A 16,878-nucleotide genomic window follows, 5' to 3' on the forward strand; every position below is an offset into this window, starting at 1 on the left:
CCTACTCCATCTGTTCGTTGCATCACTGGTGGTTCCATGACGGCGGGATCCGCGCGGCCTCGGCCCTGCGGATCCCGCCAGTACTGTGCGCCCGTGTCGGGCGGCCGGTCCCGCTAGTCGCGTGCCAGGGCGGTCAACCCGGGCAGCTCCTTGCCCTCGAGGTACTCGAGGCTCGCGCCGCCACCGGTGGAGATGTGTCCGAACTGCTCGTCGGCGAAGCCGAGGCCGCGCACGGCGGCGGCGGAGTCGCCCCCACCCACCACCGTCAGGGCCCCGCTCGCCTGGGCATCGGTGAGGGCCTGCGCGACGGCACGCGTGCCGCCGGCGAAGGCCTCGAACTCGAAGACGCCCATGGGTCCGTTCCAGAACACGGTCCTCGCCTCGGCGATGTTCGCCGCGAAGTCCTCGCCCGTCACCGGGCCGATGTCGAGGCCGATCCCGGAGGCGCCGTAAGTACTGGACTCGATGGCGTCGGCGGCGACGACGCTGTGGCCGGCGTCGGCCGCGAACTTCTCCGCCACGACGATGTCCGTCGGCAGCACGAACCGCGTGCCGTCCTGCGGCCCGCGCTCGAGGTAGCCGCGGACCGTGTCGATCTGGTCCTCCTCGAGCAGGCTCGCGCCCACCGCGTGGCCCTGCGCGGCCAGGAACGTGAACACCATGCCGCCGCCCACGAGGATGCGGTCGGCGGTGCCGATGAGGTTCTCGATCACGGCGAGCTTGTCCGACACCTTCGACCCCCCCAGCACCACGACGAAGGGCCGCTGCGGGTCCTTGGTCAGCCGTTCGAGGACCACGAGTTCCGCGCGGACCAGGTCGCCCTGATAGGCGGGCAGCAGCGCCGCGATGTCGTACACGCTCGCGTGCCGGCGGTGCACCGCACCGAAGGCGTCGTCGACGTACGCACCGTCGGCGCCGGCCAGGTCCGCCAGTTCACGCGCGAAGGTCTGCCGCTCGGCGTCGTCCTTGCTGGTCTCCCGGGCGTCGAAGCGCACGTTCTCGAGGACGAGCACCTCGCCGTCGGCCAGCGCGGCCGCCGCTGTGCGCGCCCCCTCGCCGGTGGTGTCCGCGGCGAGCGTGACCGGGAAGTCGGCGAGCCCGCGGAGGGCGTCGACCGCCGGCCTGAGCGAGTACTTCTCCTCGGGTGCGCCCTTGGGCCGCCCGAGGTGGGCGACGACGATGACCGCCGCTCCCGCCTCGGTGAGCCTGCGCAGCACGGGCAGGGACGCGCGGACCCGTCCGTCGTCGGTGACCCTCAGCGAGGGGACCTCGCCCTCGAGGGGCACGTTGAGGTCCGAGCGCACGACGACACGGCGCCCCCGGACACCTTCGGCGAGGAGGTCGTCGAGTGATGCGTAAGCCACGGTCGGGTCCGCCTAGGAGAGCTTGGCGGCGACGATTTCGGTCAGGTCGACCAGGCGGTTCGAGTAGCCCCACTCGTTGTCGTACCAGCCGACCACCTTGACCTGGTTGCCGAGGACCTTGGTCAGACCCGAGTCGAAGATGCATGACGCGGGGTCCGTGACGATGTCCGAGGAGACGATCGGCGCGTCCGTGTAGGCGAGGTAACCCTTGAGGGAGCCGTCGGCTGCGGCGGCGCGGTAGGCCTCGTTGACCTCGTCCACGGAGACCTCACGGCCTACGGTGACGGTGAGGTCGGTGGCGGAACCGGTGGGGACGGGCACGCGGATCGCGTAGCCGTCGAGCTTGCCCTTGAGCTCCGGCAGGACCAGGCCGATCGCCTTGGCCGCACCCGTGGAGGTAGGGACCATGTTGATGGCCGCTGCGCGGGCGCGGCGGAGGTCCTTGTGGGGGCCGTCCTGGAGGTTCTGGTCGGCGGTGTAGGCGTGGACCGTCGTCATGAGGCCGCGCTCGATGCCGAAGGCGTCGTGCAGCACCTTCGCGAGGGGGCCGAGGCAGTTCGTGGTGCAGGACGCGTTCGAGATGATGTGGTGGTTCTCGGGGTCGTAGTCGCCGTCGTTGACGCCGAGCACCACCGTGATGTCCTCGTCGGAGGCGGGAGCGGAGATCAGGACCTTCTTGGCGCCTGCGTCGATGTGCTTCTGCGCGTCCGCGGCCTTCGTGAAGAACCCGGTGGACTCGATGACGATGTCGACGCCGAGGTCGGCCCAGGGCAGGTTCGCGGGATCGCGCTCGGCCAGCACGCGGACGCGTTTGCCGTCGACCACGAGGTCGCCGCCGTCGACCTCGACGGACGCCTTCAGGCGGCCCGTGACGGAGTCGTACTTGAGCAGGTGGGCGAGGGCCTCAGGGCTCGTGAGGTCGTTGACGGCCACGATCTCGAGGTCGGCGCCCTGCTCGAGGGCGGCGCGGAAGTAGTTGCGTCCGATACGGCCGAAGCCGTTGATTCCAACACGGGTAGTCACTGGGTTCCATCTCCTTCATAGGTGGTGCCGCCGTGGAAACCCTTCTCGGGCGACGCCGGCGACGAATACATCTGGTACCGGGCACACCTTCGTGCCGAAATCAATCGGGTCCTGCTGGGAACCGTGCACGGACTGAGCCGTGCACGGCTCCCACCTTACTCAGCGCGGCGTGTCGCCCGCACCCCTGACGCCGGTTGCGGGACGGGCGCTGATTGATGCACGCGCGGCCCTTCGCGGCGCCGGGCGTCAGGAGCCGGGGGTGATGAGGGTCGATGCGCCGGTGCGTGCCGCCTGGAAGCGGGTCTGGACGTCGGCCCAGTTCACCAGGTTCCACCACGCCTTCACGTAGTCGGGCTTCACGTTGACGTAGTCGAGGTAGAAGGCGTGCTCCCACATGTCGAGCATGAGCAGCGGGATGGTTCCCACGGGCACGTTGCCCTGCTGGTCGTAGAGCTGCTCGATGACGATGTTCTTCCCCAGGGGTTCGTACGCGAGGACGGCCCAGCCGGAGCCCTGCAGCGAGGTGGCCGCGGCGGTGAAGTGGGCGCGGAACGCGTCGAAGGAGCCGAAGGCGTCGTCCAGGGCTGCTGCGAGCTCGCCCTCGGGCTTGTCGCCGCCCTCGGGGGACATGTTCTTCCAGAAGATGCTGTGGTTGATCACACCGCCGACGTGGAATGCGAGGTCCTTGGAGAGCTTCGGGATGGTGCCGAACTCGCCCTTGGCGCGGGCTTCGGCGAGCTGTGCCAGGGCGTCGTTGGCGCCCTTGACGTAGGTGGCCTGGTGCTTGGAGTGGTGGAGCTCCATGATCCGGCCCGAGATGTGCGGCTCCAGGGCGGCGTAGTCGTAGTCAAGATCCGGCAGTACGTATTCGCTCACGTGGTCCTCCATGGGGTGATCGCGGGTGGTCTCGGGTGCCCGCGCTCGGCTGCCCCGTGGGGAGCCCGGACGACGGGCGGCCCGCCTGATACGAAGCGGGCTTGCTGTCCCATCCTATGCACTTCTTCACTCGTCGAGCATGTCCGCGGTCACATTCGCGTCCGTCCCCGGGATCCCGATGTCGGAGGCCCTCTTGTCCGCCATGGCGAGCAGGCGCCGGATGCGTCCGGCGATGGCGTCCTTCGTCATGGGCGGGTCGGCGAGACGGCCGAGTTCGTCCAGGCTCGCCTGCTTGTGCGCCACGCGCAGTTCACCCGCGTAGCGCAGGTGCTCGGGGACGTTCTCGCCCAGGATCTCGAGGGCGCGCTCCACCCGGGCTCCGGCGGCGACCGCCGCCTGTGCGGACCGGCGCAGGTTGGCGTCGTCGAAGTTGGCGAGGCGGTTCGCCGTGGCGCGGACCTCCTTGCGCATCCGCCGTTCCTCCCACACCATCAGTGCGTCATGGGCGCCCATGCGGGTCAGGAGCGCGGCGATGGTGTCACCGTCGCGGATGACCACGCGGTCGATGCCACGGACCTCCCGCGCCTTCGCGGAGATGTCGAGGCGGCGTGCTGCACCGACGAGCGCCAGGGCCGACTCCGGCCCGGGGCAGGTGACCTCCAGGGACGAGGACCGCCCCGGTTCGGTCAGCGAGCCGTGGGCCAGGAACGCGCCCCGCCAGACGGCTTCGGCGTCCGCCGTCGAACCGTTGACGACGGCGGAGGGAAGGCCCCGGACCGGGCGGCCGCGACTGTCGAGAAGCCCGGTCTGCCGGGCCAGGGACTCGCCATCGCGCACCACGCGGACCACGTAGCGGTTGCCGCGCTTCAGTCCCCCGCCGGTGACGACGATGATCTCGCTGTTGTGGCCGTAGACCTCGGCGATGGCCGCGCGGAGCCGCCGGGCGGTGGACGCGAGGTCCACCTCGGCCTCGATGACGATCCTGCCGGAGATGATGTGGAGGCCCCCTGCGAACCTCAGGAGCGCGGACACCTCGGCCTTGCGGACCGAGGACTTCTTGACGTCGAGGTGCGACAGCTCCTCTTTGACGTCGGCGGTCAGGGCCACAGATCCACTCCTAGTTCTCCGCAAACATGTCGTTGTAGGACGTCGCCAGCCGCAGCGGGTCGTGCACAGGCTTACCGGTCGAGACCCCCACTGTACCGAAGACGGCGCGTCCACCCATCTCCGCGACGGCTCGCTCGAACTCGTCCCGGTCGGCTATCACGGCCGGGTCCGCGAGTACGACGTCCACCGTGAAATCGGGCGCGTACCGCGAGATCACATGGAGGTGGTCGACCGCGCTCATGCCCTGGGTCTCCTTGGTGTCGTTGCTCAGGTTCATCGTGAGGCAGCGCCGTGCCGAGGTGCGGCACAGGGCGTCGCGGAGTTCCGGGAGCAGCAGGTGGGGCAGCACCGAGGTGTACCAGGAACCGGGGCCGAGGACCACCCAGTCGGCGAGCTCGATCGCCTCCAGCGCGTCCGCGCAGGCGGGGGCGACGGCCGGCAGCAGCCGGACGCTGCTCACGTTGCCGGACGCGGCGGCGACCGCGAGCTTCGCCTGCCCGGTGACGGTCGTGACCCGGAGGCTGCCGTCCACCTCGCTGAGGACGTCGCCCTCGATGGTCAGGGGCACGCTCGCCATCGGCAGGACACGCCCCCGCGCCCCGAGAAGGGCGCCGGCCCACTGCAGGCCCGCCACCGGGTCCCCGAGCAGTTCCCACAGCGTGACGATCAGCAGGTTGCCGAGGGCGTGGTCGTCGAGCGGGCTCTCGACGCCGTCGCGCGAGGCGAAGCGGTGCTGCATGACGTCGCGCCAGGTCCTCCCCCAGTCCGTGTCGTCGCACAGGGCGGAGAGGGCCATGCGCAGGTCACCGGGCGGCAGCACCCCGAACTCGTGCCGGAGCCGCCCGGAGGAGCCGCCGTCGTCCGCCACCGTGACCACCGCGGTCAGTTCCTGCGTCAGGTGGCGCAGGGCCGCGAGGGACGCCGAGAGGCCGTGGCCGCCACCCAGGGCGACGACGGAGGGCCCGGCGCCCGTCCCGTCGCCCTGCCGTCGGGCGGACGGAGGGACGAGGGGCAGGGGTCCGGAGAACAGTCCCACTACTCACGTCCGAGGTCGCGGTGATGCGCTGCGACCTGCACTCCCGGCAGCTGGGCCAGGCGCTGCGCGATCTCCTCGGTGACGGCCACCGAGCGGTGCTTGCCGCCCGTGCAGCCCACCGCGATGGTGGCGTAGTGCTTGTTCTCGCGGCGGTAGCCGTCGAGCACCGGCACCAGTGCGTTCACGTACCGCTCGATGAAGTCGCCGGCACCCTGGGCGGCGAGCACGTAGTCGCGCACCGGCTCGTCGAGTCCTGTCTGGGGACGCAGGGCGGGCACCCAGTGGGGATTGGGGATGAAGCGGACGTCGGCGACGTAGTTGGCGTCGGCCGGGAGTCCGTACTTGAAGCCGAAGCTCATGACGTTGAGCCGCAGGACGATCGGACCGGACTCGGAGAACAGCTCGGTGACCTTCGTGGCCAGGGCGTGCACGTTGAGGTCGGTCGTGTCGATGACGTCGTCCGAGGAGTGCTTGAGCTCCTTGAGCACCTCGCGCTCGGCGGCGATGCCGTCCAGGATGCGGCCGTCGCCCTGCAGGGGGTGCGGGCGGCGGCCCTGCTCGAACCGGCGGACCAGGACGGCGTCGTCGGCGTCGAGGAACAGCACGCGGTAGTTCACGCCGGCGGACCGGAGGCCGGCGAGGGAGGCCTTGATGTCGCTGAAGAGCTCCTTGCCGCGCACGTCGATCACCACGGCCAGCTTGGGCATCGACTGCGGCGTCCGCGCGACGAGCTCCGTCAGCATGGCGAGCATCTGCGGGGGGAGGTTCTCCACGACGTACCAGCCGTGGTCCTCGAGGGCGTTCGCGGCCGTGCTGCGGCCCGCCCCGGACATGCCGGTGACCACCAGCAGCTCGGATTCGGTGGGTTCGACCGGAGTCAGGCTCGTGGCCTCAGTCATCGTGGTGCATCCGTTCCGGCTCGACGGGGCGACCGGTGTCCCGGCCTGCCCTGGGGTGGTCTGCGCGGCGCCTGCGGCCGCGTCTTCAGCCTAGCTAATCTTCGATGATCTCGCCCGTGGTCATGTTCACGGCAGGAGCCGGGGCGTCCGCGACCGCGAGCGAGGTGCGGATGGTCTCGGCGAGGGCCGGGCCCACCCCCGGCACCTCCATCAGCTCCTCGACGGACGCCGCACGGATCCTCTTCACCGAGCCGAAGTGCTTGAGCAGGGCCTTGCGCTTGGCCGGGCCCAGGCCGGCGACGTCGTCGAGCGCCGAGGCGGTCATCGACTTGCCGCGCTTCTGCCGATGGAACGTGATCGCGAAGCGGTGCGCCTCGTCGCGGATGCGCTGGAGCATGAACAATCCCTCCGAGGCCCGCGGGAGGATGACCGGAAATTCGCTGTCCTGGATCCACACCTCCTCGAGGCGCTTGGCGAGGCCGATCACGAAGACGTCGTCGATCCCGAGGTCCTCGAGCGCGCGGGAGGCCGCTGCGACCTGGGGCGGGCCGCCGTCGACGACGACGAGGCTGGGCGGGTAGGCGAAGCGGTTGCGGGTGATCGCCGTCGTCGTGTCCTTCAGTGGCCCGCCCCCGGCCTCGGGGGCGCCGGGTGAGTCGACGGCGGGGTGCGCGAGGACCGACCCGGCGTCGTCCACCGGGTCCACCTCCGGGTCCGCGGCGGCGTCGACCTGGTTCCCCGCCTTCGCCGCGAGGTAGTTGCGGAAACGGCGGTGGATGACGTCGTACATGGAGGCGGTGTCGTCGCGTGCGGCGTCGCCGGTGATGGAGAACTTGCGGTACTCGGACTTCCGCGGCAGGCCGTCCTCGACGACGACCATGGAGGCCACCACGTTGGTGCCCTGCACGTGGGAGATGTCGAAGCACTCGATGCGCATGAGCGGCTGGGGCAGGTCGAGGGCCTCCTGCAGTTCCTGCAGCGCCGCCGACCGCGTGGTGATGTCACCGGCGCGGCGGCTCTTGTGCAGGCGCAGAGCCTCCGCGGCGTTCTGCTCGACGGTGCCCATGAGGGTCGCCTTGTCGCCGCGCTGCGGCACGCGCACGTCCACGCGGGCGCCCCGGAGCCCGCGCAGCCATTCGAGGATCTGCTCGGAGTTGCTGGGCAGGACCGGCACGAGGACCTCGCGGGGGATCTGCTCGTTGTTGCTGCTGCCCTCGCCGTAGACCTGCTGCAGCAGGTGCTCCACGAGGTCCGGCGTGTCCATGTCCTCGACCTTCTCGACCACCCAGCCGCGCTGCCCGCGGATCCGGCCGCCGCGCACGTGGAAGACCTGCGCCGCGGCCTCGAGCTCGTCCTCCTTGATGGCGAAGATGTCCGCGTCGGTGTCCTCGCTGAGCACGACGGTGTTGCGCTCGAAGACGCGGCGGAGCGCGGAGATGTCGTCGCGCAGGCGTGCCGCCGACTCGTAGTCGAGTTCGGCGACGGCCTCGGCCATCTTCTTCTCGAGCCCGGAGATGAACTTCTTCGCCTCACCGGACATGAAGTCGCAGAAGTCGCCGGCGAGGGCCCGGTGGTCCTCCGCGCTGATGCGTCCCACGCACGGCGCCGAGCACTTGTCGATGTAGCCGAGGAGGCAGGGTCTGCCGGTCCGCTCGGCGCGCTTGAACACGCCGGCGCTGCACGTGCGTACGGGGAAGACGCGAATCATCGTGTCCACCGTCTCGCGGATGGCCTTCGCCGGGTAGAACGGGCCGAAGTACCGCGTGTCCTTCTTCTTGTCGCCGCGCAGAACCTGGACGCGGGGGTACTTCTCCCCCATCGTCACTGCGAGGTACGGGTACGTCTTGTCGTCCCGGAACATGATGTTGAACCGCGGGTCGAATTCCTTGATCCACGTGTACTCGAGCTGCAGCGCCTCGAGCTCGCTGCCCACCACGGTCCATTCGACGCTCGCGGCGGTGAACACCATGCTGCGGGTCTTGGCGAGCAGGCCCTGCGGGTTCGCGAAGTATGAGTTCAGGCGCGAGCGGAGGTTCTTCGCCTTGCCGACGTAGATCACCCGGCCGTGCTCGTCCCGGAACCGGTAGACCCCCGGGTCTACCGGGATCTCGCCGGTCTTCGGCCGGTACGTTACTGGGTTCACCACGCCCTCAATCCTAGGGCTGGGCGGTGACGGAGCCCGACGCCGAGCACCGCTTTCCGCTGACCGCTGACGGCGCCCGTGCGGCGGCGCTACTCGGCGGCGGGGCTCTGGTTGTAGGAGGGCACCCGTTCCTGGCCCGTGAGGGCCGCAATGCCGTCCATGATCGCGTCCGTGGCCTGACGCCGCGCCGGCAGCGGGTGCCCGGGGCCGGTCTTCTCGAAGACGAGGGGTTCGCCGATCCGCACCGTGAAGTGCTGCGGCCGGATGCCCTTCTTCCCCGCCGGCTGCAGTGCGTCGGTGCCGACGAGCCCCACCGGCACCACGGGCGCCCCGGTGGTGAGCGCGAGCCAGCCGACGCCGGTCCTGCCACGGTAGAGCCTGCCGTCGCGCGAGCGGGTGCCTTCCGGGTAGATGCCGACGCCGTCGCCCTGCTCCAGCAGGCCCAGGAGCGTCCGGAGGGCCTGTACGCTCGCGGCCTGCTGGCCCCGCTCGACGGGGATCGAGCCGACGCCCTCGAAGAACTGCTTCATGAGGGCGCCCTTGACGCCGGTGCCCGTGAAGTACTCGGCCTTCGCGAAGAAGGCGACCGGCCGGGGCATGAGGGCCTGCACTAGGACGCTGTCGAGGAAGGAGAGGTGGTTCGGCGCGACGATGAACGGGCCGTCCGCGGGCACGTTGTGCAGCCCCTCCACGGTCGGACGGCAGAGACCCGCGATGAGCCCGCGGGTCGTGCTGCGTGTCAGGTCATAGACGCCCACGGATCACACCTGCGGGGTCGACGCGCGTGCGGTCGGGCTGGAGGAGTATCGGCGAATGCATGGGGGACACCGAGCAAGCTTGCCATAGCACCGCGAGGGCATGCATCATGCATGCCCTCGCGGGTATATCCGGTCCGCTTCCGGCGGGCTACACGGCCTTGTCGAAGATCTCCTTCAGGAACGTGCCCGTGTAGCTCTCCTCGTTGCGGGCCACCTGCTCGGGCGTGCCCGTCGCGATGATCTGCCCGCCGCCCGAACCGCCGTCCGGACCGAGGTCGATCACCCAGTCGGCGCTCTTGATGACGTCGAGGTTGTGCTCGATCGTGATCACGGTGTTGCCCTTGTCCACGAGGCCCTGCAGGACGAGCAGGAGCTTGCGGATGTCCTCGAAGTGCAGGCCGGTGGTCGGCTCGTCGAGCACGTAGATGCTGCGCCCGTTCGACCGCTTCTGCAGTTCACTCGCGAGCTTCACGCGCTGTGCCTCGCCGCCGGAGAGCGTGGTGGCGGGCTGCCCGAGGCGGACATAGCCCAGACCCACCTCGACGAGCGTGTTCAGGTGCCGGGCGATCGGGCTGAAGGCCGCGAAGAACTCGGCGCCCTCCTCGATCGGCATGTCCAGCACGTCGGCGATCGTCTTGCCCTTGTAGTGGACCTCCAGGGTCTCGCGGTTGTACCGCGCCCCGTGGCACACCTCGCAGGGGACGTAGACGTCCGGCAGGAAGTTCATCTCGATCTTCAGCGTGCCGTCGCCGGAGCACGCCTCGCAGCGGCCGCCCTTGACGTTGAAGGAGAACCGGCCCGGGAGGTAGCCGCGGACCTTCGCCTCGGTGGTCTCCGCGAAGAGCTTGCGGATGTTGTCGAAGACGCCCGTGTAGGTGGCCGGGTTGGACCGCGGCGTGCGACCGATGGGGCTCTGGTCCACGTGGATGACCTTGTCGAGGTGCTCGAGGCCGTCGATCCGCTTGTGCCGTCCGGCGACCTGCTTCGCCCCGTTGAGCTTGTTCGCGAGGACCTTGTACAGGATGTCGTTGACGAGGGTGGACTTGCCGGAGCCGCTCACGCCGGTGACCGCGGTCAGCACCCCGAGGGGGATGGTCGCGTCGACGTTCACGAGGTTGTGTTCCCGCGCGCCGACGACCTTGAGCTGCCGGGACCGGTCGATCTTGCGGCGCTTCGCGGGGATCTCGATCCTGCGGCGCCCCGAGAGGTAGTCACCGGTGAGCGACTCCTCGTTGGTCAGCAGGTCCTCGAGGAGGCCCGAGTGCACCACCTGGCCGCCGTGCTCCCCCGCGCCCGGTCCGATGTCCACGATCCAGTCGGCCTCGGCGATGGTGTCCTCGTCGTGCTCGACGACGATCAGCGTGTTGCCGAGGTTGCGCAGGCGCGTGAGCGTCTCGATCAGGCGGCGGTTGTCGCGCTGGTGCAGTCCGATGGACGGCTCGTCGAGGACGTAGAGCACGCCCACGAGCCCCGAGCCGATCTGCGTGGCCAGGCGGATGCGCTGGGCCTCGCCGCCCGAGAGCGTGCCGGAGGCGCGCTCGAGGTTCAGGTACTCGAGGCCCACGTCGAGGAGGAATGTCAGGCGCGCCTGGATCTCCTTGAGGACCTGGTTGGCGATCTGGGCCTCTCGGCCGGTCAGCACGAGATTGTCGAGGAACTCGGCGCAGTCGCGCATCGGCATCGCGGAGACCTCGGCGATGGAGCGGCCGTTGATGAGCACCGAGAGTGACGCCGGGTTGAGCCGTGCGCCGCCGCAGGTGGGACACGGGATCTCCCGCATGTACTCCTCGTAGCGGTCGCGCGCGTTGTCGGACTCCGTCTCCGCGTGCTTGCGCTGGATGTACTGGATGGCTCCCTCGAAGCCGGTGCTGTACTTGCGCTCGCGACCGAAGCGGTTCTTGTACTGCACCACCACCTTGTGGTCCTTGCCGTACAGCGCGGCCTCGCGGGCACGGTCCGGCAGCTTCCGCCAGGGGGTGGTGATGTCAAACTTCAGCTCGGACGCGAGCCCCTCGAGCAGGCGCGTCCAGTACTCCAGCGTCGCCGTGCCGAGCGACCACGGGGCGATCGCACCCTCGGCGAGGCTCAGGTCCTGGTTGGGGACCACGAGCTCCTCGTCGACCTCTAGCTTGCTGCCGATCCCGGTGCAGGCCGGGCAGGCGCCGAACGGGTTGTTGAAGGAGAAGGACCGCGGCTCGATCTCGTCGATGGCCAGCGGGTGCTCGTTGGGGCAGGCGAGGTGCTCGGAGAAGGCGTGGAGGCGCTTGGCGTCGTCCTCGGGGAGGTCGACGAACTCGGCGAGCACCCGGCCGTCGGCGAGCTTGAGCGCGGTCTCGACGGAGTCGGTGAGGCGCTGCTGGATGCCTCCCTTCACCACGAGGCGGTCGATGATGACCTCGATGGTGTGCTTGTACTGCTTGCCGAGCTTGGGCGGGTCGCTGAGCTGGATGAGTTTGCCGTCCACGCGGGCACGCGAGTAGCCCTTGGCCGTGAGTTCCTGGAAGAGGTCCACGAACTCGCCCTTGCGGGCGCGGACCACCGGGGCGAGGATCTGGAAGCGCGTGCCCTCGTCGAGCTCGAGGAGCTGGTCCACGATCTGCTGGGGTGTCTGCTTCGCGACGGGCTCGCCGCAGACGGGGCAGTGGGGGCGGCCCACGCGCGCCCAGAGCAGGCGCATGTAGTCGTAGATCTCGGTGATGGTGCCCACGGTGGAGCGCGGGTTCTTGCTCGTGGACTTCTGGTCGATCGAGACCGCGGGTGAGAGCCCCTCGATGAAATCGACGTCGGGCTTGTCCACCTGGCCGAGGAACTGCCGGGCATAGGCCGAGAGCGACTCGACGTAGCGGCGCTGGCCCTCCGCGAAGATGGTGTCGAAGGCCAGCGACGACTTCCCCGAGCCCGAGAGGCCCGTGAAGACGATCATGGCGTCGCGCGGCAGGTCCAGGTCGACATTGCGCAGGTTGTGCTCACGCGCGCCCTTGACGATCAGCCGGGACAGGTCCTGGGGAGCCGGCTCCGGATTGTGGGCATGCTGCTCGAGGGAATTTGCTATAGACACTCATCCACTGTAGGGGAAAAGGGCTTCGAAGACATATTCGAATTACGCCTCTTCCGCGTGGTTTCCGCGCCCCGCAGCGCGTCGTTCACGCTCGGCGCAATGCCGCCCGGATGATGGCGACAGCCTCGCCCTCAGCCACTCCCGTAGAACGCACGACGGCGGCAAAGTCACCCGCCGCTTCTGCGACGCGGCGACGGGCCTCGTCCCCTCCTGCCGTGATGATTGTCCCAGCTCGGCCCTTGGTCTCCACCGCTCCTGCCTGCTCCAGTTCGCGGTACGCGCGGGCTACGGTGTTAGTCGCGATACCGAGGTGCACTGCGAGCGCCCGCACCGGGGGTAGCCGAGTACCTACTGCAGCCTCACCGGAGTTGGCTGCCTCGAGAATCGCCTGCTTGATCTGCTCGAAGGGCGGCGTCTTACTTGCAGGATCTATTTGCAACCACCACTTGATGTCCTGCTCCACGCCCTGTTCCTTCCGGGATCCGACGCCGGGACCGGCGGGTCGCGGCGTACACGAACCCTACCTGCCGGGTCCGAGTCCCCGTCGGGCGCGCACGCCTACACTGTGCTCATGACCAGCCCCCTGCACAGCCTCACCGAGATCACGATCCGCCGTATCTCCGTGTCCGAGATGGACAACAACGTATACGTGCTCACCTCGAAGTCGACCGGCGCGCAGGTCCTCGTCGACGCCGCTGACGACGCCCCGGCGATCCTCGCGCTGCTTGCCGACGCGCAGGAGGACACCGACGCCGAGGCCCGCGTGGCGCTGATCGTCACCACGCACTCGCATTGGGACCACGTGCGGGCGCTGGCCGAGGTGAAGGACGTTACGGGGGCGCGCACGGCCGCCGGGGCCGACGACGTCCCGGACATCGCGGTCGCCACGGACGTGCCGCTGCAGCACGGCGACACGGGCTCCTTCGAGGGCTTCGAGCTCGAGGCGATCCACCTGCGCGGGCACACCCCCGGCTCCGTCGCACTGCTCTACGAGGATCCTCACGGGCCGGCGCACCTGTTCACGGGCGACTCCCTGTTCCCCGGGGGCATCGGTAACACGCAGGGTGATCCGGCGCGTTTCGCCTCCCTGTACGACGACGTCGTGACACGCCTCTTCGACCGCCTGCCGGACGACACCGTGGTCCACCCGGGGCACGGGAAGGGCACGACGCTCGGCGCCGAGCGGGGCTCCCTCGAGGAGTGGAAGCAGCGCGGCTGGTAGGGCGCCGGCTACGGGGACCGGTGGCCGACGGCGAAGATGCGCCGGAAGCCGAAGACGGTGCCCTGCCCGCCCCGGGGGTACGCCGTCCGCAGCAGCTCGCCGTACCCGGCCTCGAACTCGTCGGCCTCCTCCGCGGACAGTACCTCCAGGACCGGCCGCAGGGCCGTGCCGCGCACCCAGCCGAGGACGGCGTCCTCCCCCGGCAGCACCTGCTGGTACGTGGTCTCCCAGACGTCGGCCTCGAGCCCGGCGGACAGCAGCAGCTCGGCGTAGTCCGCCGGTTCGGCCACGGCGTCGTCGTGCCGCAGCACGCCGCGGAGCGTCTCCGCCCAGCGGGGGCTCGCCGCGTGCTCGCGCATCAGCGCGTGGGACGGCGCCGAGAAGTTGCCGGGCACCTGCAGTGCGAGCCACCCTCCCGCGGGCAGCGCTCTGGCCCATGCGGCCACGAGGTCCTGGTGCCCGGGGACCCACTGGAGCGCCGCGTTCGTGACGACGACGTCGTCGGAGCCGGGGCGGTAGGCGCGGAGGTCGCCCACCTCGAAGGCCAGGTTCGGCGGTGCGGGACGGCGCCGGGCGGCGTCGATCATGTCCGTGCTGGAGTCGATGCCCCGCACCGTCGCCCCTGGCCATCGCAGCGCGAGCGCCTCCGTCAGCTCACCGGGTCCGCACCCGAGGTCGACGACCGTGCGCGGCGCGTCGTGGCCGACGCGTCCCACGAGGTCGAAGAACGGACGGCCGCGGTGACCGGCGTGACGGGCGTAGAGTCCAGGGTCCCAGCGCATGATCCACCCTAAGGTCCCCACCGGTACGCTGGAAGGACCATGAGGATCCAAGAACACCTGCCCCGGCACGACGACGGCGAACTCCCCGCGGACGCGGTCTACGAAGCCTTCACGGGATGGGCGACGGCGCGCGGGCTGGCGCTCTACCCGGCGCAGGACGAGGCCGCGATGGAGCTCGTCTCGGGCAACAACGTGATCCTCGCGACGCCCACCGGGTCCGGGAAGTCGCTGGTGGCCGTCGCGGCGCACCTGAAGTCCTTCGCCGAGGGCCGGACCAGCTACTACACCGCGCCGATCAAGGCGCTGGTGTCCGAGAAGTTCTTCGCCCTGTGCGAGATCTTCGGCGCGGAGAACGTCGGCATGATCACGGGCGACTCCGGCGTGAACCAGGACGCGCCGATCATCTGCTGCACCGCCGAGATCCTCGCGAACCTCGCCCTGCGCGAGGGCGCGCAGGCCGACGTCGACACCGTGGTGATGGACGAGTTCCACTTCTACTCGGACCCGCAGCGCGGCTGGGCCTGGCAGGTGCCCCTGCTCGAACTGCCCCAGGCGCAGTTCCTGCTGATGTCCGCGACGCTCGGCGACGTGACGCGGTTCGAGAAGGACCTCACCGACCGCACCGGTCGCGCGACGGCGACGGTCACGTCCGTGGAACGGCCCATCCCGCTGCACTACTACTACGTCGAGACACCCGTACAGGAATCCCTCGAGGAACTGCTCTCCACCCGCCAGGCGCCCGTGTACGTGGTGCACTTCAGCCAGGCCGAGGCCATCGAACGGGCGCAGAACCTCATGAGCGTCAACGTCTGCACGCGTGAGGAGAAGGACAGGATCGCCGAGCTCATCGCGACGTTCCGGTTCTCCGCGGGCTTCGGCAAGACCCTCAACCGGCTCGTACGCCACGGCATCGGCGTGCACCACGCCGGCATGCTGCCCAAGTACCGCAGGCTCGTCGAGCAGCTCGCCCAGGCCGGCCTGCTCAAGGTCATCTGCGGCACCGACACGCTCGGCGTGGGCATCAACGTGCCCATCCGCACCGTGCTCCTCACCGCGCTGAGCAAGTACGACGGCGTGCGCACGCGGCTGCTCAACGCGCGGGAGTTCCACCAGATCTCCGGGCGCGCCGGGCGCGCCGGATACGACACCGCGGGCACCGTCGTCGTGCAGGCGCCCGACCACGTGGTCGAGAACACCAAGGCCATGGCGAAGGCGGTCTCCAAGTTCGGCGACGACCAGAAGAAGCTGCGCCAGGTGGTGCGCAAGAAGCCGCCGCAGGGCTTCGTGTCCTGGGGCAAGCCCACGTACGAGCGGCTCGTCGAGAGCGTTCCGGACCCCCTGACGTCGTCGTTCTCCGTCAGCCACTCGATGCTGCTGAACCTCCTCGAGCGGCCCGGCGACCCGTTCACCGCGGTGAAGCGGCTGCTCACCGAGAACCACGAGACGCGGGCATCCCAGCTGCGGCTCATGCGCCGCGCCATCGGCATCTACCGCGAACTCGTCACGGCCGGGATCGTCGAGCGGCTGCCCGTCCCCGAGCCGGACGGGCGGCAGGTCCGGCTCCGCGTGCATCTGCAGGCCAACTTCGCCCTCAACCAGCCCCTCTCCCCCTTCGCCCTCGCGAGCCTGGAACTGTTGGACCCCGAGGCGCCGGGTTACGCGCTCGACGTCGTCTCGGTCATCGAGGCCACGCTCGAGAAGCCCCGGCAGGTCCTCAACGCGCAGGAGAAGAAGGCGCGCGGCGAGGCCGTGGCCGCCATGAAGGCCGAGGGGATCGACTACGACGCGCGGATGGCACGGCTCGAGGAGGTCACCTACCCGAAGCCGCTCGAGGAGCTGCTGCAGCAGGCCTTCGACGTGTACCGTGCATCAGCGCCATGGCTCGGTGACTTCGAGCTCGCCCCCAAGTCCGTGGTCCGCGACATGTACGAGCGAGCGATGAGCTTCGGCGAGTACGTGGCGTTCTACTCGCTCACGCGCTCCGAGGGCATCCTCCTGCGCTACCTCGCCGACTGCTACAAGGCGCTGCGCCACACGGTGCCGGTCGAGGCCCTTCGCGAGGACCTCAGCGACATCCTCGAATGGCTCGGCGAGCTAGTCCGGCAGGTGGACAGCAGTCTCCTCGACGAGTGGACCCAGCTGACCGCCGGGATCGTTCCGGGGGCGCCCGCGGATACCGTGGAACTCCCGGAGAAGCCGCCGTCCGTCACCTCCAACGAGCGCGCCTTCCGCGTGATGGTGCGCAACGAGATGTTCCAGCGCGTGAAGCTCTTCGCCGACGAGCGCGACGAGGCACTCGGCGCCCTGGACGCGGACTCCGGGTGGACCGCCGACCGCTGGGCGGAGGCCCTCGACGGGTACTTCGCGGACTACGAGGACATCGACGACGGCCCCGAGGCCCGCGGACCGGCGCTGCTGATCATCGTGAAAGTCCCTGGCCTCTGGAAGGTGCGGCAGATCCTGAAGGACCCCGAGGGCAACAACGACTGGGGCATCAACGCGGAGATCGACCTGCCGGCGTCGGACGAGGCGGGCAGCCCCGTGGTGCGGATCCTGAGCGTCGGAGCCCCCGTCGCGGCCTGACCGCGCCGTTCGACGGCGGGAGCTTGG

General features: G+C 69.7%; 13 protein-coding genes. 2 read left to right on the forward strand and 11 right to left on the reverse strand.

Features of this window, described 5'->3' with window-relative positions:
* Positions 1 to 113: 113 nt before the first annotated feature.
* The 10 genes from CI785_RS03370 to CI785_RS03415 all read right to left on the reverse strand — a co-directional run bounded on the left by CI785_RS03370 (position 114) and on the right by CI785_RS03415 (position 12,727).
* Entirely contained in the window at positions 114 to 1,364 is a 1,251-nt protein-coding gene (locus tag CI785_RS03370) for a phosphoglycerate kinase (RefSeq protein ID WP_105030692.1), read from the reverse strand.
* Positions 1,365 to 1,376: 12 nt separating this feature from the next.
* On the reverse strand, positions 1,377 to 2,387 hold the full coding sequence (gap, locus tag CI785_RS03375; protein ID WP_105030693.1) for a type I glyceraldehyde-3-phosphate dehydrogenase: 1,011 nt from the start codon (positions 2,385 to 2,387) through the stop codon (positions 1,377 to 1,379).
* A 246-nt stretch (positions 2,388 to 2,633) separates the two neighbouring features.
* A complete protein-coding gene (locus CI785_RS03380) occupies positions 2,634 to 3,263 on the reverse strand; it encodes a superoxide dismutase (protein WP_105030794.1) in 630 nt (209 codons plus the stop codon).
* Positions 3,264 to 3,389: 126 nt separating this feature from the next.
* Positions 3,390 to 4,370 (reverse strand): DNA-binding protein WhiA, encoded by a 981-nt coding sequence (gene whiA, locus CI785_RS03385; RefSeq protein WP_105030694.1) that lies wholly within the window; start codon positions 4,368 to 4,370, stop codon positions 3,390 to 3,392.
* A gap of 10 nt (positions 4,371 to 4,380) precedes the next feature.
* On the reverse strand, positions 4,381 to 5,406 hold the full coding sequence (locus CI785_RS03390; protein ID WP_105030695.1) for a gluconeogenesis factor YvcK family protein: 1,026 nt from the start codon (positions 5,404 to 5,406) through the stop codon (positions 4,381 to 4,383).
* Entirely contained in the window at positions 5,406 to 6,305 is a 900-nt protein-coding gene (gene rapZ / locus CI785_RS03395; RefSeq protein WP_105030696.1) for an RNase adapter RapZ, read from the reverse strand. Before rapZ ends, CI785_RS03390 begins: the two co-directional genes overlap by 1 nt.
* A 94-nt stretch (positions 6,306 to 6,399) precedes the next feature.
* Positions 6,400 to 8,451 (reverse strand): excinuclease ABC subunit UvrC, encoded by a 2,052-nt coding sequence (uvrC, locus tag CI785_RS03400; protein ID WP_105030697.1) that lies wholly within the window; start codon positions 8,449 to 8,451, stop codon positions 6,400 to 6,402.
* A gap of 86 nt (positions 8,452 to 8,537) precedes the next feature.
* Positions 8,538 to 9,206 (reverse strand): lysophospholipid acyltransferase family protein, encoded by a 669-nt coding sequence (locus CI785_RS03405; RefSeq protein WP_105030698.1) that lies wholly within the window; start codon positions 9,204 to 9,206, stop codon positions 8,538 to 8,540.
* Positions 9,207 to 9,354: 148 nt separating this feature from the next.
* Positions 9,355 to 12,264, reverse strand: a complete 2,910-nt coding sequence (uvrA, locus tag CI785_RS03410) for an excinuclease ABC subunit UvrA (RefSeq protein WP_105030699.1) — start codon at positions 12,262 to 12,264, stop codon at positions 9,355 to 9,357.
* Positions 12,265 to 12,349: 85 nt separating this feature from the next.
* Positions 12,350 to 12,727, reverse strand: a complete 378-nt coding sequence (locus CI785_RS03415) for a GntR family transcriptional regulator (RefSeq protein WP_205753550.1) — start codon at positions 12,725 to 12,727, stop codon at positions 12,350 to 12,352.
* 108 nt (positions 12,728 to 12,835) lie between these two features.
* Between CI785_RS03415 and CI785_RS03420 the strand changes: the two genes are divergently transcribed.
* Entirely contained in the window at positions 12,836 to 13,486 is a 651-nt protein-coding gene (locus tag CI785_RS03420; protein ID WP_105030700.1) for an MBL fold metallo-hydrolase, read from the forward strand.
* A gap of 8 nt (positions 13,487 to 13,494) precedes the next feature.
* On the opposite strand, the gene CI785_RS03425 is transcribed toward CI785_RS03420, so the two are convergent.
* The gene (locus tag CI785_RS03425) at positions 13,495 to 14,268 is read right to left on the reverse strand and encodes a trans-aconitate 2-methyltransferase (RefSeq protein ID WP_105030701.1); all 774 of its coding nucleotides are present in this window, start codon (positions 14,266 to 14,268) and stop codon (positions 13,495 to 13,497) included.
* 39 nt (positions 14,269 to 14,307) lie between these two features.
* Here CI785_RS03425 and CI785_RS03430 point away from each other — a divergent pair, with 39 nt between their 5' ends.
* On the forward strand, positions 14,308 to 16,851 hold the full coding sequence (locus CI785_RS03430) for a DEAD/DEAH box helicase (RefSeq protein WP_105030702.1): 2,544 nt from the start codon (positions 14,308 to 14,310) through the stop codon (positions 16,849 to 16,851).
* Positions 16,852 to 16,878: the final 27 nt, after the last annotated feature.

The organism is Arthrobacter ruber, from assembly GCF_002954225.1.
In the GTDB taxonomy this organism is placed as follows: Bacteria; Actinomycetota; Actinomycetes; order Actinomycetales; family Micrococcaceae; genus Arthrobacter_D; species Arthrobacter_D ruber.

Coding starts and splice junctions, on each gene's coding strand:
- rapZ (WP_105030696.1), bottom strand. CDS start 6,305: ATGACTGAGGCCACGAGCCTGACTCCGGTCGAACCCACCGAATCCGAG.
- CI785_RS03420 (WP_105030700.1), top strand. CDS start 12,836: ATGACCAGCCCCCTGCACAGCCTCACCGAGATCACGATCCGCCGTATC.
- CI785_RS03425 (WP_105030701.1), bottom strand. CDS start 14,268: ATGCGCTGGGACCCTGGACTCTACGCCCGTCACGCCGGTCACCGCGGC.
- CI785_RS03430 (WP_105030702.1), top strand. CDS start 14,308: ATGAGGATCCAAGAACACCTGCCCCGGCACGACGACGGCGAACTCCCC.